This is a genomic window from Haloterrigena turkmenica DSM 5511 (genome assembly GCF_000025325.1).
Classification (GTDB): Archaea; Halobacteriota; Halobacteria; order Halobacteriales; family Natrialbaceae; genus Haloterrigena; species Haloterrigena turkmenica.
The window spans coordinates 218,643-242,308 of record NC_013744.1; the positions used below are offsets into that span (position 1 = coordinate 218,643).

General features: G+C 58.2%; 25 protein-coding genes and 5 pseudogenes. 16 read left to right on the forward strand and 14 right to left on the reverse strand.

What is annotated here, in order from left to right:
- Positions 1-150 precede the first annotated feature (150 nt).
- From HTUR_RS19485 to HTUR_RS26815, 3 genes are all read left to right on the forward strand, one after another.
- A complete protein-coding gene (locus tag HTUR_RS19485) occupies positions 151-963 on the forward strand; it encodes a hypothetical protein (RefSeq protein WP_012945055.1) in 813 nt (270 codons plus the stop codon).
- A gap of 454 nt (positions 964-1,417) precedes the next feature.
- Positions 1,418-1,651 (forward strand): DUF2061 domain-containing protein, encoded by a 234-nt coding sequence (locus HTUR_RS19490; protein WP_012945056.1) that lies wholly within the window; start codon positions 1,418-1,420, stop codon positions 1,649-1,651.
- A 243-nt stretch (positions 1,652-1,894) separates the two neighbouring features.
- On the forward strand, positions 1,895-2,038 hold the full coding sequence (locus HTUR_RS26815; RefSeq protein WP_148225414.1) for a rubrerythrin-like domain-containing protein: 144 nt from the start codon (positions 1,895-1,897) through the stop codon (positions 2,036-2,038).
- A gap of 865 nt (positions 2,039-2,903) precedes the next feature.
- On the opposite strand, the gene HTUR_RS19500 is transcribed toward HTUR_RS26815, so the two are convergent.
- The 3 genes and pseudogenes from HTUR_RS19500 to HTUR_RS19510 form a co-directional block, all read right to left on the reverse strand.
- Complete coding sequence (locus tag HTUR_RS19500; protein WP_012945057.1) at positions 2,904-3,137, reverse strand: hypothetical protein; 234 nt, start codon at positions 3,135-3,137, stop codon at positions 2,904-2,906.
- Positions 3,138-3,196: 59 nt separating this feature from the next.
- Positions 3,197-3,505 (reverse strand): hypothetical protein, encoded by a 309-nt coding sequence (locus HTUR_RS19505; protein ID WP_012945058.1) that lies wholly within the window; start codon positions 3,503-3,505, stop codon positions 3,197-3,199.
- 142 nt (positions 3,506-3,647) lie between these two features.
- Positions 3,648-4,097 (reverse strand): annotated as a pseudogene (locus tag HTUR_RS19510) (MaoC family dehydratase).
- An 87-nt stretch (positions 4,098-4,184) separates the two neighbouring features.
- Between HTUR_RS19510 and HTUR_RS19515 the strand changes: the two are divergent.
- The 4 genes from HTUR_RS19515 to HTUR_RS19530 all read left to right on the forward strand — a co-directional run bounded on the left by HTUR_RS19515 (position 4,185) and on the right by HTUR_RS19530 (position 7,387).
- The gene (locus tag HTUR_RS19515) at positions 4,185-5,051 is read left to right on the forward strand and encodes a metallophosphoesterase family protein (RefSeq protein WP_012945060.1); all 867 of its coding nucleotides are present in this window, start codon (positions 4,185-4,187) and stop codon (positions 5,049-5,051) included.
- A 493-nt stretch (positions 5,052-5,544) separates the two neighbouring features.
- Positions 5,545-6,420: a ParA family protein gene (locus tag HTUR_RS19520; protein WP_012945061.1), complete on the forward strand. Its 876-nt coding sequence runs from the start codon at positions 5,545-5,547 to the stop codon at positions 6,418-6,420.
- Positions 6,417-6,887: a hypothetical protein gene (locus HTUR_RS19525; protein ID WP_012945062.1), complete on the forward strand. Its 471-nt coding sequence runs from the start codon at positions 6,417-6,419 to the stop codon at positions 6,885-6,887. Before HTUR_RS19520 ends, HTUR_RS19525 begins: the two co-directional genes overlap by 4 nt.
- A 287-nt stretch (positions 6,888-7,174) precedes the next feature.
- The gene (locus HTUR_RS19530) at positions 7,175-7,387 is read left to right on the forward strand and encodes a hypothetical protein (RefSeq protein WP_012945063.1); all 213 of its coding nucleotides are present in this window, start codon (positions 7,175-7,177) and stop codon (positions 7,385-7,387) included.
- 53 nt (positions 7,388-7,440) lie between these two features.
- On the opposite strand, the gene HTUR_RS19535 is transcribed toward HTUR_RS19530, so the two are convergent.
- The 3 genes and pseudogenes from HTUR_RS19535 to HTUR_RS19540 all read right to left on the reverse strand — a co-directional run.
- Positions 7,441-9,894: a PAS domain-containing sensor histidine kinase gene (locus HTUR_RS19535; protein WP_012945064.1), complete on the reverse strand. Its 2,454-nt coding sequence runs from the start codon at positions 9,892-9,894 to the stop codon at positions 7,441-7,443.
- A 448-nt stretch (positions 9,895-10,342) separates the two neighbouring features.
- Positions 10,343-10,666: pseudogene (locus tag HTUR_RS28060) on the reverse strand (cell division control protein Cdc6); the annotation flags it as partial.
- Positions 10,654-11,040: pseudogene (locus HTUR_RS19540) on the reverse strand (tyrosine-type recombinase/integrase); the annotation flags it as partial. The pseudogenes HTUR_RS28060 and HTUR_RS19540, both read right to left, overlap by 13 nt.
- Before the next feature lie 693 nt (positions 11,041-11,733).
- Here HTUR_RS19540 and HTUR_RS19545 point away from each other — a divergent pair.
- Positions 11,734-12,003: a hypothetical protein gene (locus HTUR_RS19545; protein WP_049941954.1), complete on the forward strand. Its 270-nt coding sequence runs from the start codon at positions 11,734-11,736 to the stop codon at positions 12,001-12,003.
- A 19-nt stretch (positions 12,004-12,022) separates the two neighbouring features.
- On the opposite strand, the gene epsC is transcribed toward HTUR_RS19545, so the two are convergent.
- Complete coding sequence (gene epsC, locus HTUR_RS19550; protein WP_012945066.1) at positions 12,023-12,895, reverse strand: serine O-acetyltransferase EpsC; 873 nt, start codon at positions 12,893-12,895, stop codon at positions 12,023-12,025.
- 174 nt (positions 12,896-13,069) lie between these two features.
- Here epsC and HTUR_RS19555 point away from each other — a divergent pair, with 174 nt between their 5' ends.
- On the forward strand, positions 13,070-13,270 hold the full coding sequence (locus HTUR_RS19555) for a hypothetical protein (RefSeq protein WP_226377538.1): 201 nt from the start codon (positions 13,070-13,072) through the stop codon (positions 13,268-13,270).
- A gap of 19 nt (positions 13,271-13,289) precedes the next feature.
- Here the strand turns inward: HTUR_RS19555 and HTUR_RS19560 are convergent, their stop codons facing one another.
- Positions 13,290-14,447: a Fic family protein gene (locus tag HTUR_RS19560; protein ID WP_012945067.1), complete on the reverse strand. Its 1,158-nt coding sequence runs from the start codon at positions 14,445-14,447 to the stop codon at positions 13,290-13,292.
- A gap of 226 nt (positions 14,448-14,673) precedes the next feature.
- Here HTUR_RS19560 and HTUR_RS19565 point away from each other — a divergent pair, with 226 nt between their 5' ends.
- Together HTUR_RS19565 and HTUR_RS19570 are read left to right on the forward strand one after the other, a co-directional pair.
- Positions 14,674-14,949, forward strand: coding sequence for a hypothetical protein (locus tag HTUR_RS19565; RefSeq protein ID WP_012945068.1), 276 nt, complete (start codon positions 14,674-14,676; stop codon positions 14,947-14,949).
- Positions 14,950-15,438, forward strand: a complete 489-nt coding sequence (locus tag HTUR_RS19570) for a hypothetical protein (protein ID WP_012945069.1) — start codon at positions 14,950-14,952, stop codon at positions 15,436-15,438. It begins immediately after the preceding gene.
- 153 nt (positions 15,439-15,591) lie between these two features.
- Here HTUR_RS19570 and HTUR_RS19575 read toward each other — a convergent pair whose 3' ends face one another.
- Complete coding sequence (locus HTUR_RS19575; protein ID WP_012945070.1) at positions 15,592-16,182, reverse strand: hypothetical protein; 591 nt, start codon at positions 16,180-16,182, stop codon at positions 15,592-15,594.
- Between the two features lie 219 nt (positions 16,183-16,401).
- Between HTUR_RS19575 and HTUR_RS19580 the strand changes: the two genes are divergently transcribed.
- The 3 genes from HTUR_RS19580 to HTUR_RS19590 all read left to right on the forward strand — a co-directional run bounded on the left by HTUR_RS19580 (position 16,402) and on the right by HTUR_RS19590 (position 18,092).
- Positions 16,402-16,983: a ParA family protein gene (locus tag HTUR_RS19580; RefSeq protein WP_049941956.1), complete on the forward strand. Its 582-nt coding sequence runs from the start codon at positions 16,402-16,404 to the stop codon at positions 16,981-16,983.
- A gap of 68 nt (positions 16,984-17,051) precedes the next feature.
- The gene (locus tag HTUR_RS19585; RefSeq protein ID WP_226377539.1) at positions 17,052-17,405 is read left to right on the forward strand and encodes a hypothetical protein; all 354 of its coding nucleotides are present in this window, start codon (positions 17,052-17,054) and stop codon (positions 17,403-17,405) included.
- A 267-nt stretch (positions 17,406-17,672) separates the two neighbouring features.
- The gene (locus tag HTUR_RS19590) at positions 17,673-18,092 is read left to right on the forward strand and encodes a helix-turn-helix domain-containing protein (protein ID WP_012945073.1); all 420 of its coding nucleotides are present in this window, start codon (positions 17,673-17,675) and stop codon (positions 18,090-18,092) included.
- Here HTUR_RS19590 and HTUR_RS19595 read toward each other — a convergent pair.
- Entirely contained in the window at positions 18,089-18,415 is a 327-nt protein-coding gene (locus tag HTUR_RS19595; RefSeq protein WP_012945074.1) for a hypothetical protein, read from the reverse strand. The two genes, HTUR_RS19590 and HTUR_RS19595, sit on opposite strands and share 4 nt — an antisense overlap.
- A gap of 467 nt (positions 18,416-18,882) precedes the next feature.
- Between HTUR_RS19595 and HTUR_RS25700 the strand changes: the two genes are divergently transcribed.
- Positions 18,883-19,992: a helix-turn-helix domain-containing protein gene (locus HTUR_RS25700; RefSeq protein ID WP_226377540.1), complete on the forward strand. Its 1,110-nt coding sequence runs from the start codon at positions 18,883-18,885 to the stop codon at positions 19,990-19,992.
- A 7-nt stretch (positions 19,993-19,999) separates the two neighbouring features.
- Here the strand turns inward: HTUR_RS25700 and HTUR_RS19605 are convergent.
- Together HTUR_RS19605 and HTUR_RS19610 are read right to left on the reverse strand one after the other, a co-directional pair.
- A pseudogene (locus HTUR_RS19605) lies at positions 20,000-20,254 on the reverse strand (RNA-guided endonuclease InsQ/TnpB family protein); the annotation flags it as partial.
- Between the two features lie 15 nt (positions 20,255-20,269).
- Positions 20,270-21,496, reverse strand: a complete 1,227-nt coding sequence (locus tag HTUR_RS19610) for an AGE family epimerase/isomerase (RefSeq protein ID WP_012945076.1) — start codon at positions 21,494-21,496, stop codon at positions 20,270-20,272.
- 244 nt (positions 21,497-21,740) lie between these two features.
- Here HTUR_RS19610 and HTUR_RS19615 point away from each other — a divergent pair, with 244 nt between their 5' ends.
- A complete protein-coding gene (locus HTUR_RS19615; protein WP_012945077.1) occupies positions 21,741-22,574 on the forward strand; it encodes an aldo/keto reductase in 834 nt (277 codons plus the stop codon).
- A gap of 211 nt (positions 22,575-22,785) precedes the next feature.
- Here HTUR_RS19615 and HTUR_RS19620 read toward each other — a convergent pair whose 3' ends face one another.
- Both HTUR_RS19620 and HTUR_RS19625 read right to left on the reverse strand, forming a co-directional pair.
- Positions 22,786-23,244, reverse strand: a complete 459-nt coding sequence (locus HTUR_RS19620; protein WP_012945078.1) for a response regulator — start codon at positions 23,242-23,244, stop codon at positions 22,786-22,788.
- 114 nt (positions 23,245-23,358) lie between these two features.
- Positions 23,359-23,634: pseudogene (locus HTUR_RS19625) on the reverse strand (hypothetical protein); the annotation flags it as partial.
- Positions 23,635-23,666: the final 32 nt, after the last annotated feature.

The following is a 23,666-nucleotide window of genomic DNA, read 5'->3' on the forward strand; positions in this document are numbered from 1 at the left end:
TTCTCCGTCTCACTTCTAATTGATCTGATACCGATTTTGATCGCCTCAGCGGATCGGTTTACGTTCTTCGTACATCTCCCCGTTGCTTTCTCTATATGGGGAACGAAATTATGGGAAACGTTATTGAGATGCGTGAAGAATCCTCACACAATGGCGACAATCAGAGTGCGAGATTGGACGAAAAAACGGATCGAGGAAATTCTCGAAGAGGAGTCACACTCGTCACACGATTCGGTAATCAAAGCTCTGTTGAAGGATCGACAGCTAGCGAAATTCGCGGGACAAAACATCGAGGACGAAGCGGACACGGTAGAAGAGGAGCGACAGTTGCCCGAAGACAAGGCCTTCGACGAACTGACCGTCCTTAACGAGATGTACCGCGCGGACAACGACGTTCTCTTTCTCTGGTGTCCGAACTGTGGGAAGGAACTCGCTCATCTCACTCTCGAAAACCCGGTAGATCTCTCTATCTTCGAGATGGAGTGCCAACGGTGTCTCAATCATCTCGACCAGCACGCGATCATCGCGATCGAAATCGGCTATCCGATCGAAGAGAAACTCGTCGAAGATACTCTCCAGACCGATTTGAAAGAGTGCACCATCGACTACTGGGACCGCAATCTCGAGCACGCGACCGAGAATACCGTCAACGAAGAGAACGACGTCGAGCAATTGGTCTGGCAGTTCGACCAGTACGTTCGAAACTTTCAGTGGGACTGGCCAACCGATATCCCCGTGGTCGGTTTCGAACCCGGAGACACTCTCCGTAACGAGGTCGACGACGAACTGATCGAGGTAATCGAACCGGTTACGGAGAACCGAAACGCTCTAGATTCGTTCGAAGTGAAGCGGTATTCGAAGGGCGGGGATCCGAGTGAGGCCAGCACTGAAATCATGGACAGCAATACGATCGCCAATCTCATCATCAATCGGTGTCTGTATCTCGTAGAAGAAGAGCCGTAAGACCCGCGAGACTGCATTATTCTCCTACCGTCGCTGCCGGTTATAACGGGAGTCCACGCTGGACCCACCGCTTTAGCGGTGGATAGCTCGATGCCGCGTTTTATCCACGAATGAAAAACGGTCCTGAGCGAACCGACTGTCCTTCGACGGATACTGGCACTACACGAGTGCACTGCGTGCGGATCGCGTCGATGCCGGCACACTCTGCCAAACGCCGAAATATCGCACAGCTCTGCGATCGGACTTGGACTCTCCTTCGGAAGACAATACCAGCGACGAAGGCCTCTCGAGTACGCTTCTATCTCACGTTCGTCGGAGTCTCGATGGACTCCGTTCGGACCAACTACGCACAGCAATCCCGAGGTGAACTCCGCTCGAAACCGCTTCTGGTTATGTATGGGCAAGTATGTTACCTTCTTCGATTACTTATTGGGTTCCTCTCCGAAGACTCGGTATGGTACAGAATACCGTTTCACGATCTGCGATTCAGGCGCGGAAGCGGGCGCTCGTCAAAACGCTCTGCTATCGGTTATTTATGCTCTCAATCACGATAACCGTCGCCTGGTTGATCGTCGGTGACGTAGGGGCCGCGTTGAATATCGGACTCGTAACTAACCTCCTGAAAACGGGAACGTACTACATCTACGAACGGACGTGGGATCGCATCACGTGGGGAGTGACAGCTTGAGTTTCGATACTTCGTCTGCCTGCTCGCGGCTATCCCTTTAGACTCCCCGTTCAGTTGACCCTCGCGGGCGCTACCGATTGTGCGATAAACGGTATCGGTTGAAACCGCGATTTGAACTGCATTTGTGCCTTCGCCAACTCCGTGAGCGTTCTTTGCCAAACAAACCAAGTCGAATTTGTATTAGGTCTGCTCCATCCCCTATTATACTAAATGTTATATGCACCTTCGTCCCAGTAAACGGTGATGTTCGACGTTCAAGAGGACGCTGAAACCGAATCGACATACGAATGCTTGCAGTGCGGTGAAATCGCAAAAGCAGCGTCACATCCCGTTAACTGTCCAAATTGCGGTAAGGTAATGCAGAACCAGACGAATTCGCTCGAGTGACGTATGTCGCCGTCCCGCTCGCTCTACCAGGACAGACATAGCTGTCGGTACAGAACAACGACCATTCTGCCGTTTTGAGGGCCGTTCAGCGAGCGTCGATCGAGTTCACTGACCAAACATACGCGTACTCTGTAGCTACGTTTGGCGGGCGCCGGATCGGTGATTCTAAACTAGAAGGTCCGGATACCTATCTCTTCCCAGTTATATTTGGCAGGTTCGATTTCCGTATCGAGGTCGAGGCCATGACGGTGAAGTAGTGCCTCCGAGTCACGGCGCCGTCTCGACGAGAGACACGACGCCGAAGACGTCGTGTGTCTCTGTGCACGCTCGCTCAGAAATACCCAGGGTAGTGCCGTATTTTGCGTCGAATAGCGTTATAGGTGCGGAAATCGCTCTTTCGGGTCGACAGCAGCGATAGTCAATAGCGCTGTTCGTTAGGTCGGACCACGGTCTCGTCGATCGCAATGCGATCCGATCGGTGTTCGTTTATCGACCGCAGATCGTCCCTCTCAATCCAATTACGAACTGTTGATGGCTCCCAACTGATATCGTTCTTCTATAGAATATTTACAACATCTCAAAGTGACACTTCTCCCTCAAATTGTCCGAGAATACAAGCGACTGGCTCCCTATCATCACGTCGATACTGATGAGGTTGTCGACCTGAAACGTTACTAGAAGGCGACGAGTACCTCGCGCCGATTCTTCTCACGTCGATCTCGATCGTTAGCAGTCGCTCGCCGCTGCTCACTGCGTCGGAGCACTGATTTCTCCGCCGCTCTTCCCTGATCAGAGAACGAAGGACGACCAGACGACGGCGGAGCGTGAAACCGACCTGCAGCGCTACTGTAGTCGAGAGTACTGCCTACAGCGACCGAGTGGTTGTGAGTAGTTGATCGACGAACTCGTCAATGAGTTCCATCGCGGTATCGTACTCGCTTCCGGACGTACTACCGCTATTGATTGGGAGATCGCAGATGGTTATCTCCGCCCGCTCGAGGGCAGTCGGTTCGCCCTCCCGGCACTCGAGGTCGAGAATCGCGCCAGCGAAGAAACAGTAACATCGGTTCGGATCGCGCTCCTCACTGGTCCGGGCCACACCTCACAGTTCGGGATACACGTCTGTGCTGATGGAGAGTGATTGGCGCGTGTGTACACCTACGGAGAGTGATCGGCGGAGACGAGTTGTTCGTGGAAGTCGTCGAGGAGTTTCCGCGCGGTATCGCCGTCGCTGTCGGAATTGCGGTGACTGTCGACGGGGAGGTCGTAGACCGTTATCTCCGCGCTGGTGAGTTCCGTTAGCGTCCCCGTCCGACACTCGAGGTTGAGAATCGCACCGGCGAAGATGACGATCGCCCGACGGTCGTCGACGTCGAGAAACTGGATCTCGAGTCGCTCGAGGATCGTCGTAACGTCGATCGCCGACGCGAACGTACACTGTTTCGAGACGTCGAGGGCCGTACTCATCGTAGTCGTCTACGAGACGCAGTCTAATAGTACCTCGCCTCGTTTCGGAATCTGTTCGGTGGGATCGCAGAACGCGGTAGCTTCGAGGCATCTCGTCACTCGTCGCAGCAGGGCTTCGTTCCTTCTCGTTCTCCGACCGGTGTTATCCACCCGCATTCCGCCGCTCGATCATGCCGGTGACGGCGTAGTCGAGGACGACTTCGTCGCGTTGGTTCACCACGTTGACTCTCTACGTAACGTAGCCGCGGCGCGGATCGTTCTCCGAGGGCCACGTATCGAGCACTTCGGTGCGAAGCGAGAGCGTATCGTCCGGTCTGACGGGTCGTTCCCAGCGCAGGTTGTCCGCGCTGCAACCGCCCATTCCCGCACACTCCTGCAGGTAGTTGTCGACGAACAGTCGCATGGACATCGCGGCGGTGTGCCACCCCGACGCGACCAGTTCGCCGAACGCGGACTCCTCAGCGGCCGCCTCATCGATATGGAACGGCTGTGGGTCGTACCGCTCGGCGAACTCGACGATTTCCTCTTTCGTGACGTGATACTCGCCGAACGACTCGACCGTACCGACTTCGATGTCCTCGAAATAACGCATCGGTCGTCAACACGCCGGAACCCGGAAAAAGAACGCCGATTCCGACGCGGTATTAAGACGCTGGCGGTGGTCGTTCGGCGCGGTTCCATGCGACTGCTCGTACTCGGCGATCTCCACCTCGGCGAGGACGGATTCGACGCCGAGCCACACCCCTCGTGGGATCGGTTCGACGCGGCCCTCACCGTCGGCGACGTTGCTCACTCCAGCGTGACCGTAACGGACGGGAAACCGCAGCAGGAGGAACTGGTCGGTATCGAGGAAGCGCAAGCGTTCTTTCGGCGGCTGGACGATCTCGACGTTCTGGTCCTGACCGTTCCGGGCAACCACGACTATCGACGGCACGCTGACTTGATCCGCGAGACGACGCGAGTGCGGAACCTCCATCGCGAGACGTATCCACTCGAGGGATACTGCGCGTTCGGACTCGGAAGCGAGACGTTCGACGCCGGCCCGGAGGTTCGCTACGATCCCGACGCGGTGACCGAACCGGACGATCCGGACGCGTGGCTTGAGCGGGCGCTCAAGCGTGCCGGCCGCGACGAGGCGGACGCGACCCTCGCCGAGTTACGCGAGCGAATCGACGCGTTCGACGACCAGTTCGCTACCTACACCGATCGGTACGAGACGCTCCGGTCGCTCGCGACCGGGCGCGAAAGCGAGACGAACGCCGGGCGGATCGCGCTGACCCACGTCCCGCCGTTCGACACGTCCCTGGACCGCGTCGCGGAGTCGGTCCCGCGTATCGGCGGCCGCCACTGGGGATCGATCGCGCTCAAGAACGTGCTCAACGAGTGCGATATCTCGTTCGTCGCGTGCGGCCACGTTCACGAACGGGAGGGCGTCGCGACCGTGGCCGATACGCCCTGTCTCAACGCGGGCTTCCGGAGCGCCTACGACGTGACGCTCGAGGGAGACGACGTTTCGATTGTCAATACCGATCCGCTGGTCGAGTGATGACGGTCGATCGAGACCAGCTGCGAGAAGATGCTAGCGTCGAACTACGATAGTCTAATCTACGTATCTTAGATATGTTTCTTAGGAAAGTCCTGTGGCTGATGGTGTGGGATAACTCCGAAGCGAGGCGAGAATACCGACTGTACAGTGCACATCTTAGTTCGATGGATGAGCCAGAGACGTTCTCTCCCTCGGAGTTGCGACTAGTGCTGTCTACTGGTTGTAGATGAGATAGTGGTGTGTATACCCCATCTAAGATTCTTAGACACGTTTCTTAGACATCTTAGTTTGATGAGCAAGTCCGATATTTTCCTTTTTTGGCGTTGCGACTAGTACTGCCTATCATACGTCGATGAGATGGGGGTATGTGTAATAGGTCTAAGTTTCTTAGATAAGTCTCTTAGACAGGGCTCGTAGGGGTCTTACTTAGACATCATATACGTATGGCTTATTTGGAGAACATTCATATCAACGTAGACCATCAGGGTTTCTTATGCTCTCGTACACGGTTTACAGTGAGGCTGGAGGCGTCGGGAAATCGTCGCTCACAGCGAACCTCGCTGCCGCGCACGCTCGAGCGGGACTCGACGTTCTCGTCGTCCCGCTGGATCCGCAGGACGGCGACCTCAGCCGACTGCTCGGCGTCGACGACGACCGCGCCGATCACGAGGCCGACAACCTCGTCCGTCACATGGTCGGCAGTCCTCGCGGCTCGTTCGACGATTTGATTCAGTCCGCCGAAGGGATCGACGTCATTCCGGAACACAACCTGCTCTCGGATCTCTCCGATTTCCTCACGCGCGAAAAACAGCAAGCCGAGAAGCTCGGTGATGCGTACAATATCTACGCCCAACTCCAGCGCGTTCTTCAGGAGGGCGACATCGCCAAGCAGTACGACGTCCTGATCTGTGACCCGCCGGCGACCGAGTCGGATCACCTCTACAACGCGATCTACGCCACGCGGAACCTCGTGATCCCGGTCGAGCCCTCTGCGAAGGGCGAAGCGTCGGTCGACGGCCTCCAGCAACTCGCGACGAACTTCGCCGATCAGATGGGTATCGAGGTCGGCGTCCTCGCCGCAGTGCCGAACGGATTCAAGGGAACGAACGACCAGACGGAACTGCTCGAGGAAATCTCGTTCCCGACTCCCGAAGTGATCGGCGACCGAACATCGCTGATGGAAGGCTGCTGGAAGCAGCAGTGCTCGGCGTTCGAGTACCAGCGCGAGCACCGCGACTATCCGCGGGATCACGAACTCGAGACGCTCGCCCAGTTCGATCGCCTCGCCCGCTATCTCGAGGAGCAACGCGGAATCGAAGCGCCGCATCCGCCCGAACCCGGTGCGCTCGAGGACGAGGTGACAGTATGACTGGGTTCAAGAGCGGCGCGAGCGCTGACGATCCGTTCAGCGATACTGGCGATGCGGATGACGACCTCGAGACCGAGTCGGCGTCGGCGAGTGAGTCGACCGACTCGGAGTCTCGAGACGAGTCCGAGTCTGCTGAGACTGCCGATCGCGAGCAGGGCCAAGAGACGGCCAGCGAGACGACGACTGCTAGCGAAGCGACGACGGACGGCGAGACGGCGACGGACAGCCGTGGCCTGCCGTGGATCTACGAGCGCAATAGTATCACGGACGGGCGGAAGAAGACTGTCCAACTGCACCTCCAGAAGTCCTCTCTCGACCGCGAACGCGACACGCGGTTAGAGATCGAAGACGTGCTCGGTGAATCGGTCAAAAAGGCCGATCTCCGCGAAGCCGCGTTGCTCGTCGGCCTCGAGCGTATCGACGATGTCGCCGATCAGCTTCGCGAGTGGGGATACGATTTCGACTAGTCTCGCTGTTCTCCTCAACGAGTGAGTTGGTTGTCCGCCTCTGCGCTAGTTCGCTGAATTGAGACGCTACTCTCCCTTCCTCACCGAGCGTCGTCAGAACACGCTGCCTTCTGCTTGGCAGTCAGAAATCTGTGATTTCTGACGACGCCCAAAGGTGCGAGTACGGAGGGAAGACAGCGTTCACGAGAGCGTCGCTCTCGTGCGCGAACGAGAACGCGGAGCGTCTCGTCAACGTCACTCGCTTTTCAACAGGCACACTCAATACACAGCACAGTCGACTATTATTTATGCCCGATCTCGTCGTTACGTTATTGATCAGTGCACTCGCTATTCAATTTCCTATCGGTATTTTCATGTACCTCGATGCGAAACGGCTCGATCTCAAAAACCCGGAGCTGTACTGGCTGGGTGTGATCGTCCCTGCGGGGGGATTTGCAGTGGTACTGTACTACCTCTCAGAACGAAAGACACTCCCGAAGAACGAGCCTGAGACGACATAGACGCCTTCGCTCGTGTGTGAGATGACCGATCCGAGCGGCTTGCTGGTAGTCGCTCACGCGGCCGGGAGCGTAAACGAAAACGTGGTCCCCTCTCCGGGTTCGGAGTCGACACTGATCTCACCGTCGTGGCGCTCGACGATCCGTTGGCAAAGCGAGAGCCCGATACCGGTCCCGGGATGCTCCTCGCGGCCATGAAGTCGTTGAAACACCTCGAAGATCTGGTCTTGGTCCTCGGGCTCGATTCCGATCCCCTCGTCGCGGACCGAAATCTTCCACCTCGAGCCCCGTCGGTCGGCCGAGATTCGGACCCGCGGCGGCTCGTCGCCGCTGTACTCGAGGGCGTTCGACAGCAGGTTCTGGAACACCTGCTGGAGCTGGCTCTCGTCGCCACGGACCTGCGGGAGCGAATCCAACGTGATGTCGGCGCCGGTCTCCTCGATTTTCACCTGCAGATTGCCGATCGCATCGTCGACTATCTCGCCGAGATCGATCGGTTCGAGCGGTTCGCCCTGCGTTTCGACCCGGGAGTACTCGAGCAGGCCGTCGATCATCTTGCGCATGCGCTCGGCGCCGTCGACGGCGAACTCGATGAACTCCGCGGCGTCCCCGTCGAGCTCGTCGGCGTAGCGACTCTCGAGCAGTTGCAGGTAGCTGGTGACCATCCGCAGCGGCTCCTGGAGGTCGTGGCTGGCCGCGTAGGCGAACTGCTCTAACCGCTCGTTGGATTCCTCGAGTTTGCGCTGGTACTCCTTGCGCTCGCTCACGTCGCGGAAGTAGACCGAGAGCCCCGTTTCGGAGGGGTAGGCGTTGAACTCAAACCAGGCGTCGTCGTCTTCCACGTAGATTTCGAAGGTGACGGGCTCTTGTGTCTCCAGTGCTCGTTCGAACGCCTCCCGATGGCGGTCTTCCGTTCCGTCGGGAACGACGTCCCAGACCTTCTGATCGAGGATCTGCGCTTTCGGTCGCCCGACGAGTTCGGCGGCGTGATCGTTGAGGTGGGTAAATCGGAACTCGTCGTCGAGGGCGTAGAACGCATCGGAGATCCGGTCGAGGATCTCGCTCAGTTCGGTCTCGAGTTCGCTCTTTCGTTGCTCGAGCTGTCGCTCGCGCTCTTTCAGTTCGGTGATGTCCTTGCTGCCCGTGATGATGCGCTCGATCTCCCCGTCCGGTCCGAAGACCGGCGCCGTATTGACGCGGAAGTGCAGCCGTTCGCCGTCTGGCGGTTCGAATATCAGCTCTTCGTCGAAGATCGGCTCACCCGTCTGCAAGACGCGGCCCGACGTCGTCTCCTCAGGCCCGAGGAGTTCGCCGTCGGCGTCGTAGATCTTCCACTCGCCGGTATCCACCGGGTTGTCGGTGAACTCCGACTCCGTGAGTCCGAACGTCTCTTGGGCCCGTCGGTTGGCCAGTATCGTCTCGCGATCGGCGTTCTGGACCGCGATCCCCACCGGCGCCGTTCGAAGGAGTTTTTCGGTCTGTTCGTACTCGCGGCGGAGGTCCCGTTCTTGCTCTTTTTGCTCGGTGATGTCGTCTACCGCGAGGACGATCCTCAACTCGTCGTCTTCGGCGTGTTCGAGCGGCACGGCGGTGATCGAGAGCCACCGGCGTCCGACCTCCGGAACGTCGACCTGACACTGGTAATCGTCGATCGGGTGCCCGGTCTCGAAGACCCGTCTCCAGGGCCGCTCGTCGGCCGGAATCGGCTCCCCGTCGACGTCGTAGAGGTCCCACGCATCGATCGATGACGGCTCGGACGCCGCCGGCTCGATACCGAACTGATCGGCCAGCCGCTGGTTCGCCCGAACGACGTCGCCCGACGGCGTGAGCAGGCCGATACCGACCGGAACCGTCTCGAGGATCTGCTCGGTGAAGTCGCGCTCTCGCTGCAGTTGCTGTTCGTACGCCCGCCGCTCGGTCATATCGCGAGTGACCGTCGTAAAGCCCTGTAGCGTTCCGTCCTCGTCGCGGACGGCCGTGATGGTGACGTTCGCCCAGAACCGGGAGCCGTCGGCGCGGACGCGCCACCCCTCGTCCTCGACTCGACCGTCCTCCCGCGCGATGTCGAGGTTCCGCTCGGGCGCTCCGTCGGCGATAGCCGCGTCGGTGTAGAACGCCGAGACGTGCTCGCCGACGATCTCGTCCGTCTCGTAGCCAGTGATGCGGTTCGCTCCCTCGTTCCAACTGGCGACGGTACCGTCGGGATCGAGCGTGATGATCGCGTAGTCCGTGACGGCGCTCACGAAGGCCTCGAACTCCGTCCCGTCCTCTCGCTCGTCGGTCGAGCGCTCGGGTCGCCACCACACTCGAGTCCCCGGCCCGAGTTGCCTCGTCTGCAGTTCGTCGCGTTCCGCGAGCTCCTCGAGGACTCGGCGTGCGGCCTGGGGAGTACACGCCACTCGATCGGCGACTCCGGGTGCCGTGATCGGCGCGGACGGCTGGTCCAACCCCGCAAATACGTTCCGGACGTCCTCGCGAGTCACGTCCTGAGCGGAATCGGGACCTCCCATGAATGTGTACCGCGTACGGGTCGGATCCGTAAATCCTTGACGTGAGAGACGAGTGCGGGATGAGTCGTGTTCCTTTGTCCGAGGTACCGTCCGTTCAGTACTACAGCAAACTCGAATACATCGGATCGGAATTTCCACCACAACCATTTGGAAGTAGAGAATGAATGGTCGACTAACCGGCGATCGAGTGAGTCTCTTCAACTCGTCGTAATCGTACCGCTTCCAGCCTATTCGTGGTGACCTCTCTATCCGATCCTTGTGTTCTAGCATTTCTCTCGTCGATCTCGTGGGGAATTACACATCGATAACGGGAGGAGGATGGTTGGGTAGTTCCGCAGATTGAAATTCTCGTACCGACTTGTCAACAGTTACACTTCGATGATGGGGGGTGTGGGTCGTGAGTCGAAAATAGAGACCAATTCTGATTCCGATTTCGGCCGTCCGGCGCCTAATCGTTATGAAAGTCTCGGAGTTGGCTGTTAACGATCGTCTGCAGTGGCTCGTCGTGTTCGGCTATCTACACGATCTGATTATCGTCACAGAGCCGGTCCATCATCGTCGTCGGATCCCCAGTGAAGGTAAATTCCATGTACATCCCACCGCCCCGTCCACGACTCTTTCACGATGTCGCAATGAGTCCGTACGTCGAGAGTTCTTTACCGCACTTCACATACGTCTCTCGAGTCATCTGATCGGCATCGAGTTCGTCGGTAATCCACTGGTAAATTTTGTAGCCGACCGGACTCGGAACTGAACTTCTTCCGCGAGCAGAACGACAATGGTTCGGTCTCGATAGGCACGTTCAACCGGGACGTCGATCGTCTCCTCGCGAGCCATGCGGACCCGTTCGTCGACGTACTCGAGGAGTCGTTTCCGTTGTTTGGGCGTCCAGAACTGTGTCTCGCCGGTCGGTTTGTCTTCGGGAAGGAACTCCTCGGCGCGTTCGGTCTCTGCCGGGTTCGTGTCGAGCAGTTCAGCCCGAACACAAAACGAGAGGAACGCACGCACGTAGGCGAAGTACGTGTTCGCCGTCGATCCAGCGATCTCTCCATCGATATACTTCTCTCGCAGCTCGAGGCCGTACTCACGACAGTCACCCGAGTCCAACTTAGCAACTGAGTCGATCCCCTGATCCTTACAGAACATTACAAGGAGTATGGTATCATCGGGCCGCTGGCAGTGTTCCTACAGAGATTCTTGTCGAATTTTCTGCCTGCTTCCGATCCTCTGCCCGTCCGAGAGTGAAAACGTCTATGATCGTGTTCCGATCAGACCAATCACCCCCTGTCCGTTCCTGTGCTGATAGAGCCGCTGCTCGTAGTTAATAGTGATACCGACATACCATTTTGCGTGTGGATCTTCGTCGGGTTCGAGCTTCAGTACGTAGAGCGTATGTAGGTCGTGCGTCTCATCGGAATTAGCCCATCCGCTGCCGTTTCTCTTTGAGGCGTTCGGGGAACTCCTCGAGATTGTCGAGTGCAACCTCTAAGACGATATCATGTATCTCTCGGAGTTCTTCGTCGCGGACCCCTTCTTTTCGAAGTACGGGGGTGAGTTTGACATCGAGCTGGTCCTCGAACTCTGTCCACGTCTCTTCGCGAGCACCCTCAAAGACGTCGTCGGCGACATGCTCGACAAAGGCGTCCTCACGCCGCCGACGGGAACACGCTCGTCGTCCACGACCGGGCGACGGGAGCGAGGTGCAGTAAGACCACCGTCTTTGAGGACTACGAGAGAAGCGGCGAAACGACAGTCGCCGCGGACGGTGGGACCGCGTTCGTCGCGTACAACCAGGGCGGCCTCCTCGCGGTCGATATCGAGGCCGGCACGACTCGGCGGTTGCACGACGGCTGGGTCTACGGAGCCGGGGTCGCCGTCGGGACCGAAATGGTGGTTGCCACGGCCGACAGCTCCCAGTACCGCGACTCCGGATACGGCGAGACGATTACCGCGTTCGACCGCGAAACGGGTGACGTGCGTCGGAACTACGCTATATATAATTTCCACCCGATAACAATTCCACCCATACTCGTCGAGGGTGCCATCTTTTTCGCCACGAGTCCCATCGACGGCCTCGCCGTTCTCGGGGACGTTCCTGCGGAGGGGTAGTCATACCGTTAGTGCAGCGCTACTTGTTCGGTTTCCGCTCTTGCTCGGGATGGTCGGAGATGAACACGCTCGTGTCGTTCGGCACGTCGTCGGTGACCCACGAGTTCGCCCCGATACTCACGTGGTCGCCGATATCGACCGGCCCGAGGACGTTGCTCCCGGCGCCGATGACGACGTGGTCGCCGATGTCGGGATGGCGCTTGTAATCTTTCGCCAGCATGTGTTCCTCGCCCTCCTCCTCCTCGAAGTGGAGGGCCCCCAGCGTCACGTTCTGGTAGATTCGGACCCAGTCACCGACCGTGGCCGTCTCACCGATGACGACGCCGGTCCCGTGGTCGATGAAGAAGTGGTCGCCGATTGTCGCGCCGGGATGGATGTCGATGCCCGTCTCGACTTTCGAGTACTCGGCGAGTTCGCGCGCGTACTTGACGTGGTCCGCCTCGTAGAGGCGGTGTGCAACCCGGTGGGTGAGGATGGCGTGAAAGCCTGGGTACGACCGAATGATTTCACAGTAGCTTTTCGCCGCGGGGTCGCCCTTGTACGCCGCCTCGACGTCTTTCTTGAGAGTGCGCCGGATTTCCGGCAGTCGGTCGAGTATCCCATCGACGACGCCGGTCAGGTCGTCCGCGTCGCGACTCGAATACGCCGTGATTCCCTTCCGAATGCAGGTGCCGAGCGCTGTTAAGTGGCGTCTCGCTTCGGCTGTATCGTCGACCAAGTCCGTCCCGTTCCAGCATCGGGGGAACAGAAGTTGTTTGAGTAGAAGGGGTTCGTCACGCAGAAACTCCCGGCGCGGATACACTCGTGAATCGTCTGTCGGAAACGGTGATTCGTCCGCTTCGTAGGCCGTGACGAGTTCGAGGTGGGCGTCGCCAGTGTACTCGTATCCCATTGTGTGACTGGAATACGGTCGATGGACGTAGTTCCTTCACTTTGTCTCCCGTCGGTACGCCTCGAAAATCAAACGGTGACAATGATTCTACGAACAACAATGGTGAAGCAGACAATGGCTCCCGGTCACACGTGATTTCCGTATCAGAATCGACGAACAATATCGACGAAAGCAGTGTTCGATGCCAGTTTGCGGATCTTCCCGCCGGAGCACAGGAAGAGCAAGGCCGATCAGTTCGAACGGATTCAAGACCACCTCGAGGACCGGCGCGGTCACGAACTTTCGCGGGCCAATGTCGTTGGGGCCTTGATGGCGGACTTCGAGCAGGTCCTCGAGGACACCCGTAGCGGCTCCGTTCTCCAACGTAGCGGGTAATGAACCCACGATCTCCAAGTTAGTGATCCGGCGGTCTCTCGAGGATGTCGAAGATATCGATCGCTTTGTACTCTTGATTCCGCTGTTTACCAGTCGTCTCGACGAGGATACCGTCGAATACTAACTCCTCGATGGCGTTATACGCGGTTTGTCGACTGACATCGAACTCATCTTGAACATCGCTGGCAGTGAAGTACGGCATGTCGAAGACGCCCCGCGCAAGGCGATGGCTCGTTTTCTGGTGTGGATACCGTTGCTCGTAGTCGCGTCGAAGTTCTATCAGCCGCTGTGTTCGCTCGTACGAGTCCCGCGCCTGTACCTCGATTCCTTCGACAAAGAACGTGATCCAGTCATGCCAGTCCCCAGTTTCGCTCACAGCGCGCATCTTCTCGACGTATTCCTGCTTGTTGCGATTCAAGTAGGCGCTCGGATAGAGATACGGCTCGCTCAGATATCCCTCAGCGCAGAGCTGTAACACGATGAGAATGCGGCCGAGCCGGCCATTCCCGTCCTCACAGGGATGAATCGTCTCAAACTGGTAATGCGTAATCGCGAGATCGACGAGCGGGTGATATTGGCCGCCCATCTGGATATACGTCTCTAGGGAGTCCATCAGCTCGGGAACCGATTGGTGCGGCGGGGGAACGAACGGAGGCTGACTGGCGTACGGAGAGGGAAGGTGGACATCGGTCGTTCGCCAATCTCCCACGACCTCACCTTCGTTCCGGACGTTTTCGAGGAGCAACTCATGGAGCGACTGGAGGAGGTCGAGCGTTATCGGCTCGCCCTGTTTGATCGCGTCGAATCCTTTCTGAAGGGCGCGTTCGGCGTTCAGGACCTCCTGCAAGTCCCGACTCACGTCGACAGTCTCGTCTCTGCTGGTCCGTGTGTGATGGGCGTATACCTCATCCACGTCGACATCGGCCCCTTCTATTTCGGCGGTCTCGACGGCCTCGAGGCGGACGAGAGACGTGTAGAGAACTGGCGAGAAATCAACGGTTGGACTGATCCCGTCGATCCGGCCGAGCTGAAAGGACGCGTCGGCGATACGGTCCGTGAGTTCGTCGTCGATATCGATCCCTGTTGAGAGGGGAAGCTTGTCCGGAATGTAGTATGGATGTGGATGAGACTCGCGATAGTGGCCGGGAGCCGCTTCCGGAAGTTCTCGAGTCCGCATTTGACTACACCACGAACTCCGGCCTGTTAATCATACCGCTCTTAAATCGATTTGATTACTGGTATCTGAGGAAGCCTCACTCAAAATACGAGACGGGAGTTTTGGAGAACGGCCCCCCTCGTGACAGCGGTTGACTGCAGATTACCGCGGACCGCCACCATCTACGTCGGCTAACTGCGTACCTGACGCACTCTTATATCCGAATTCGGTCGGTTGGTCGGATCGCATGGCGATGAATTTCGATCAGGCCACGCAGGCCCTGACTGACAGCGACGTGTGGATGGATGTTGGCATGGTCGCGGGCGGCTACCTCGCCCCGTACCTCGTCGACACCGCGACCGGCACGATGCTCCCGTCCGAGATCTTCGGCATCGGCGGGATGGCCCTCGGCGAGACGGTCGTCAACAAGCGCGCGTTCACCCTCGGCTCGGGTGCGTTCGTCGTCCGCGAGGCGGCCGAGCGCTTCAACGCTCAGGGCATGATCAACGAGGTGCTCGCATAAATGAGCCTCTCGCTGTACGCCGCGCTGGGCGATACCTTGAAGTACGTCTCGACGGAGACGAACATCCCCGACCAGCTGACGCCCGTCCTCTCGATCAGCCCGAAAGACGGCGTAGGCGTTCTCATCCGCAACGCCGTCAGCGTCGGGGATAAGATCGGACTCCCGATCTACGGGAAGTTCCGCGATTCGAACGGCAACCTGCTGCCGGAACACTCGAGTCGCGCTCGGTTACCAGGTACCGACCGACGAGAGCATCCAGGTCGTCTCGGATCCGAAGGCCACGATCGCGAGCTACATCAAGAACAGCGTCTCCGACCAGCAGGACGATCGGAAGGTCGACGCCGTCAAGCACCAGCTCAAGGGCAAAAGCTCGAGGTGCGAGACATCGACGAAGCGCACATCCTCGTCGATTCATCCGAGCAGATCGACCACGTCCAGAGCGAGATCTACTTCGAGGAGACCGCGCTCGCGGAGATGAACCTTGAGTAATGGCGATCCAGCGCCAACTCAAGGCGGCCCTACGACGAGGGTCTCGCCAACACGCGCCTCGAGGTAATCGCTGTCGGCTTCAACGTTGTCCACGACTGTTGGAATGTCCATTGCGCGGAATGCTCTCGCCATCGTCTGCTCGTCCAAGGTTGATCAGTCCTCGCTCTCGTGCTCGGCCTCAAGCTCGACGTCGAGCTCGTCCGTCGATGTCACCTCATCGTCGCCGGCCGGATCCGGAAACAGAATCTCGCAGTCGACCTCATCCTGAACCTCGAGCACCTGAGAGAGCGGTTTCGTATAGACCGCCGCGGCGTCGTCAAGATCTTCCACGTATCGTTCGAACACCTCCCGATTCTCCCAGATAGGCTTAAGTGGACCTTGGGACTTGCCAACGACGGAAACTTCGGGTTCCCTCTCGAGTTGGTCCGTCACTTTGTCGACGAGACTCGAATACCAGTTCTCGTGATACACACACCCGACGTAGTCGAGAGATGAAGCATAGGTGCCCTCACCGCAACCGAGACGCTTTCTGACGTCCGGCGGGCAGTATGCCACGCTAATATCGCTCTCCTCGATGTTCGGGTGATCCGTCGGCTCGTAGAAGTTCGAGACGATACCGTCAAAGAACCGGTTCGCGTTCCGCTTGTTCCCGAGGACCTGGGTCGCGATCTTGGTGACGTCGTCCTCCTCGATCTCCTCATCGACCTCGTGACGGATGATCGCCGCGCACACAGCCGTTTTCACTGTGACACGTGTTCCGCGAGACTGGAGAATATCATGGAATTCTCGAATCTTCTCGTGAGTTTCTTGACCCTAAACCCAGCCCGGTCCTTGATCGCCTCCCACATGATTAGTTCGAGGAATTCTGGATCAAGAGAGTGTTCACCAAGACCAACTGAACACTACACGGGAGATAGGCCAAGACGAGATTGGAGATTCGACTCCTGAAGGGAACACGAGGAGATGGATGTCCTCCCCAGTAACATCGATATGACTGCGGCAGAGCCGGAACTTACCCTCGCACGACGGGGCGGAGTTCGGCTTGATTCCTTCCTACAGCACATCGAGGAAGATCCGGACACGGACTATGACTACCTCCTCGTCGACGCACTGCCTAACCTCGGGAACCTCACGGACAACTCGCTTCATGCAACCCAGAACATCCTGATCCCGGCGCTGGCGGAGTCTACCAGTAAGCGTACCTTCGAGCTGCTCTCTGATTACGTCGACGTACTCGAGGGGGATTACGAGATCACCGTTAATGAGGTCGGCGTCCTTATCAACCGGATCGACGTTCGCAAGAATCGTACCCAGGAGATAGTCGACTGGATCAATGAGGCCTATGACGACATCCCAGTGTGGGACGCTCGTGAACGCGCTGCCATCCAGGATGCTCTGGATAACGGATCCTCGGTCTTTGAGTGCAGACCGGAGTCCGATATCTGTGAGGTCTTCCTCGAGATCGCGGAGAGGCTTGACCACCAGTTCGGGTTCCCAGAGCCTACTACTGAGCCTGAATCTGATTCGGAACTGCTCGAGGCATGAGTGATAGTGATCATGCCAGCTGCCTTCGTGAAAGACGGAATCAGTCTAATCGATCCAAGACGGAAGAGATGGAAGAGACGGGCAAGAGCACTGAACCAGAAGAACCAGCACAGACGGACCAGCCAGAAAAGACGGGCCAGCCTGAAGAGACTGACAGCACGGACAAGACAGCCACGGAGTCAGAGTCAGACCATCCTACTCTCAAGGATGAACAGGTCGGGACGTACCTCTCTTCCAGAGAGCAGCGTGATGAGATGGACTCCCAGTACAAGATGCTCTCTGCTGAGTATGAACGTGAGTTCGGGACTGACCTCGAGAAGAACCGCCACTTCTACCCGCTCGTTATTAAGTATGGTCTCGATCGTCTCGTCGATGCTACTGCTTTGGAGGTTCGGTCTCTTCTCGAGAAGTTGAACTACTGAGTTCGCCCTGTCTCGTTTTCCGTTCAGTCGGTCTCACTCCGCTCGCAGTCGGCCGTGTTTCTGCTGGTGGACATCCCTGCCTATTGTCGCTCGGCTTCGCCTCGCTCTATTCTATGCTTCTCGAGAGGTTCTCTCTCGAGTTCTGTTCCCCTTAGCTGTAGTATAGTGGTTGGACGGGTCTTTGATGGTCGGCGGTGCTGTATTAGCTGGATAATCTCTGGAGAAAAACTAAGCGGATAGATATTAGCCATACAGTGTGGTCAATGTATGAGTTCAGATAGTTCGGGTGAGTTCGATGAGATTGCAGAGCGCATCACGGAGGACCGAGGGGCGTTACTCACGGCCCTCTCGAGGTCAGATCAGAATGCTCTCTCGACGACGGACCTTCGGCGACAGACGGACATCCCCTCTGGTAGCATGAACTATCACATGGATGAACTCGAGCAGCTAGGGCTGGTTGAAGTCGTCGGTCAGACCGAGGGTTCGGGACGGATCCCGGCCAACGTCTACTCGATCACAGAGTTGGGCCAGTCGTTCCTCGAGTCAAAGTCGTGGCAGTCGTTCCCGAGTATGGAGTATGTCCGTCGTCTCGAAGAACGGATCGACGGACTGGAACAAACCGTACAAGAGATGCAAGACAAGCACGAGAAGATGGTCGATATCCTCGAGCAGATGCAGTCGAGTTAGTCGTCTTTGCTGAGTCGTAGGTCCGAGAGGTCTATCCCGTCTCTATCGTCTTGTTCGGTTTGTACGTCTTGTTCTTCTTTCCCGTCTGTACTCTCTTGCCCAATCAACGATGTGAGTGGTCGCGGTTCGCCCTCGTAGATCTCGAGGTCGGTTTCGTCGACGGGATCGTTCGGGATGATGATGATGTCCCACTCGCTCGGATCGATCGACGCGGTCTCGTTCAGTTCCCACTCTGGGATGAACGGCTTCTTGATCGGAACCCAGTCGTCGGTGTTCTCGATGTCGGACTCGGTTGCCGGGTAGTGACTGACTGCGGAGACCACTGACTTCACGTCGGGGAAGCGTGCGTGTTCGTTCCCAGCACTGTCTCGGAGCAGTATCTTGCCGGAATCCTGGTCATGGAGCCAGACGGTCTCGCGTCCAGTGGCTGGTCGGTAGACGTGCTCGCCGCTGATCGAGAGGTTCCCCGAGTTGTAGTATCGTTCGTGCTCGCCGTCCCACTGATGGGAGTAGTGGCCGTTCTCTGTAAGTGTACGCCAGATGTTCGGAGCAACGTCTTCCCGACACGCGAAAAGACACCGCTGTCCGAAGTTGGCTGCTTGGACTAAGTTGAGCCATGTCTGTGCGGGCTTCGATTCTCCTGTCGATGACTCGGCTTCGATGGCTATCTCAGCACCTTCGGGGAGGTGGTAGAGCAGGGGGTTTTCCGCTTCGAACTCGTCTTGAGGAGCTCACCGCGAAACTCTCGGCCGGCGAGTACGAGGATCGCGACCGGTTCCGTGGATCGATCATGCGCTCGGCTCACGGCCTTGCTGGCTCGATCATCCATCTGTTCGACGCTCTTGGGATCGATGTCACTCGGGAACTCCGAGTCCCGGGTGGACTCGGTGCTGACACACTCCACGAACTCGCGACTGCAATCGGCATTTCGACGGCACTTCAGTCGAGATACGGTGCATTCGCCTGCTATCGGCAACTGTTCGAAGCTCGTGAGGAGAAGCGACGGACTGCCCTCTCGCCGACCGTCGATGCCGGCGACCCGCTGGGGACGCTCATTGGCTCTCTGGTCGTTCGTGGGAAAGATATCCATCGACTCCGCCCGCCCCTCGAGGAATCGCTCGAGCGCCCAGCAACAGTCGCTGAGGGCGCGCCTGAGTTTGCAATCCACGTTTCTCTTTCGACGGTCGATCGGACGGCCTACGCGGCGACTGCGACGCGGATTCTCCAGTCGAAAAACCTCCGCCTAACTCGAGAGATCGTCTCGCTGCTGCATGCAGTGACCGGCTCGCCGTATGCCGCCGCTCAGGCACTCCAGCAACTCGCCGGCGAAGACGAACACCGAGAACTCCGACTAGACGAACTCCGCTATGCGCTGGGAACGCTCGAGCCGAAGCAATTGCTCTCTGATCTCCCACCGGCAGTTGGCCAAATCATCCACGCGTTGCTCACAGCCGAGTACCGACTCTCACAACGCGAACTCGCTGAGCGGGCAGCTGTCTCAGCACGGACGATTCGGAAGTATCGCGATCGGCTTGAGGCACTCGATCTCATCCATATCGATACGAATGGGTACCGATTGACGGTGCCGTTCCAGACAACTACTGAACGCCGCGATCCTGTTGTTCCAGCTGTTCTCGAGGACACCCAGACGCTACTCGACACAACTGATGCACTCCTCGAGATAATGGTGCCACCAGACCGGTACGGTGATCCTGACGACGTACTTGGGAGTGCACTCTTTTGGCCACTGGATCCGTCACGATTGCTTGATCATCCGACGGTCGGCCCGTGGCTGCGCGTAGCAGCTGCGCTCACAGCGACAGAAGCCATCGAGGACACTCGAACTCTTCAGATGGGGCCGTCACTCAAGCAGCGAGCACTGCCTCAGACGCCACCATAGGCTCTACTCTCTCCGTGTCTGCGAGCCTGTCTACCGCGTTGTCGATGTCTTTGATAGCGCGTTTGATGGCCTTCTGGACGAGGTTGGCGTGGAGATAGTCGGTTTCCTCGCGGAGGTCTTCATAGAGGGCGTCTTCGGCTTTTGACTTGCTCGTGATGCAGTCCTCGTCCGGGTAGCGCCACGCCCACTCGCTGGTGCGGTTTGCGCAGTAATGGAAGAGGTCGTTGGTGGCGTGGAGGTCACTCTTGCGGTCGTCGGGCACCTCGAATCGGTCTGATCACGGTCGTTGACGGTCACTTACTTTCCGCGCAGATCGCCACCGCTCGTAGTACGCACTCGCGGGGTGATAGTCGGATTCGACGCCCGGCGGCTCCGGCCCGATCGGATCGCCGCCGTCTTCCGGCGACAGCCGCTTCTCGTACCAGAGTCCGGCGGGACCGCGATACGCGGAGGCGCAGTCGGCGAGCAGCCGTTCCCAGTCGCGGAAGCGGTCACGCTCCTCCTCGTCGCCGTGGAAATCCGCGCGTTCGGCGAGCACCGCCGCGGCACCGAGGGCCTCTGCGAGGGCCCAGCCGTAGCGGTCGGAAACGATCGGTTCACCGTCGCGGTCGACGGTGTAGACGAATCCGTCGTCGGCCCAGCCGAGATCGACGGCGGCATCGAATAGTTCTCTCGCGCGAGCGTACTGCCCCTCCATCGGGACTATACTCTCGTCTTCGCACCCGTAGCGATCGAGCAACCCGAGAAACTTCGCCCACTCGACGTGGTGTCCGGGCTGGTAGCCCGGCGGACGGAACTGGTGGCGCGGCTCGTCTTCGTTGTAGGTGAACTCGTGGATCCACTCGTCGGTGTAGTGTTCCCACAGGAGTCCGTCCGTCGCTGCCGCGAGGTCGTCGGTGATCGTCTCGGCGATGTGGCGCGCACGGTCGTAGTACCGGCTCTCGCCCGTCGCTTCGTAGGCCGCGATATACGCCTCGCAGGCGTGCATGTTGGCGTTTTGGCCCCGGTAGGCTTCCCGCTCCGTCCAATCGGGATCACAGTCACTGCGGAATAACCCGGCATCGTCGCGGAAGCGTTCCTCGAGCAGTTCGTGCGTCGCTCGGAGGTCCTCGACGGCGCCGTCGAGACCGGCAGCCGCAGCGCGGGCGTACGCGAGCAGCACGAAGGCGTGTCCGTACGCCGACCGCGTCCGATCGACCGGCTCACCGCCGTCGTCGACGACGAGGTGGTAGCCGCCGTCGGCAGCGCGGTGTGACTCCCGCAGGAACTCGAGTCCGTGTTCGGCCGCATCGAGACACCACTCGGGACCGTCGACGACGGCACCGACCGAGAAATTCGCGATCGAACGGCAGGTAGCGACGAGATGGCGGCGATCGTCCGTGTACGGCTCGCCCGTCTCCGGATGGAGCAACCGAAAGCCGCTCTCGGCGAGCGCGTCCGGATACTGCAGTCGCAGCGTCGCCAGCAGCCTCGCTCGGTGCCTCGCAGTCCGATCCCGTGTCATACGAGATACTACTATTGTCTCGAGTAAAACCCTTTGTTAGAGACTCCTCCCTGAGGTCTCCCCTCGAAGCACTCCCGTGTTCGTCTGTAGAAGACTGTGTTCTCTGTATCGAACTGCCAAGTCCCTTGGCCCATGAGATCATACCTCAATTCTTCGTGTCACCCGTACGGACGATGAACCCGCGAAATACCCCTGGTTCGTAGCTGTTTTGTGCGTTGGTTGAAAACGTCGAGTCGTAACTTCTATGGACTCAGTACCAACTCAATCGCTTCCGAGCGGCGACGAAATTCCGGTCGTCGGCGCCGGCACGTGGGACATCAGCGGCGACGCCGTCAACGAGTCGGTCGAAACCGCACTCGAGGTCGGCTACACGCACATCGACACGGCGGAGGGATACAAAAACGAGGCCGAGATCGGCGAGGTGCTCGCCGAACACGACCGCGAGGACGTGTTCCTCACCTCGAAGGTGCTGCCGTCGAACCTGCACTACGACGACGTCTTCGAGTCCCTCGAGGCCTCTCTCGAGAAACTCGGGACGTCCTATCTCGACCTGTATCTCATCCACTGGCCGAACCCGGCGATCTCGCTGCGGGAGACGTTCAACGCGCTCGAGCGCGCCCACGAGGAGGGGCTGATTCGGAACGTCGGCGTGAGCAACTTCAGCCGGTATCAGCTCATGTTCGCCCAGCAGGTCGCGGACGTGCCGATCGCGGTCAACCAGATCGAACTCCATCCGTGGTACTACCGCGAGGAGTTGCTCGAGTACTGTCAGGAGAACGACATCGTCGTCGAGGCAGCCGCGCCGCTGGCCAGAACCGAACTGTTCGACGACCCGGTACTGAACGATATCGCCGATAGCTACGAGAAGACCCCTGCACAGGTCGCCCTGAAGTGGGCGCTCCAAAAGGACGTGGTCGTGGTTCCGAAGTCGACGTCGGCGGAGCATCTCCGACAGAACCTCGAGCTCTTCGAGTGGGAACTCGAGGCCGACGACGTCGGTCGCATCGACGAGATCGATCGGATGGACAACGTCTACATGATCGACCTCGACGACGACACCTACGGCATTCCGCCCTGACGTCGGTCGACCGCGGCCGAATCGGCAGGCTCCCGCATACGCTCGAGCAGACGCTGAGTTCCCTCGTTTGCGGTTACGGGTAGCAATAAATAGTAGCGCAATTCCTTCATGCCTTAGAAGTGTGAAACAATCTCTCTCGATAAGTATGCGTGCGAACTGAACGTTTGTCTCTGGGCACACTCAATCGGGTGCTAAGTCACCGGCAGGATACTCAGTTCTCTGTTGGCTTCTCTTGGATGAGTGCTATCCACAAGTCCTCAATTTCCTGTACGAACTCGATAAAATCATCCGGCTCAACTGGCTTTTGAACATAGTGATCCGCATCAACGCCCTTCGATTTGACGATACCCTCTCCTACCTCCGAACTCGTGAGGACAACAACAGGGATGTCACTTACTGCTGGCTCATTATCCAGTTCAGACAATACATCCATACCTCTGTCTCCGGGTAACTTCGGCTCGAGCAGGATCAGATCAGGACGTGGGTCATCTGCATGCTCACCGCGTTGATTGATAAAATCAAGGGCAGCGTCAGCATCAGAGACGGTGTAGAGACTATTCTTGAGCTTGGCATCTTTGAAGGATTCCGTGAAGAGACGTGTGTCTCCGGGATTTGGTTCAACCAATAAAATGTTAACCCGCTCATCTTCTCCCTCCTCGTTCGAAGACATTGTAAACTGTTTTAGGCGACCACTTAAAAGATTGGGGTCACATATATCGATCAGTCTATTTTCTGTACTGAACGCGAGTTTCCTAACCGACCTGATAAAGAATCGTATTATTAACTACTGTTCTCGATTGAACGTCCCATCCGGAGCGGGGGCGATCCCAGTTCGGATCTCGAGATCAACACGTCTGAGATGCTTGCAACCATCAGTGGGCTGGCATTGGTTATAATCTGGGCAGGTACACGTCTCTGCCTCGATATCGACCGTGTAGGTGTTCCCGCTCTCACTGACGACCTCGTAGGTTGAACCCTCCTCGGCGAACCGGACATCCATCTCCTCGCTCAGTGCCCGGCGGGTTCGCGATTCGTCGATCGAGTAGCCACCGGCCTCGAGTGGTACCAACTACTGGTAGGTCACCATCTTTG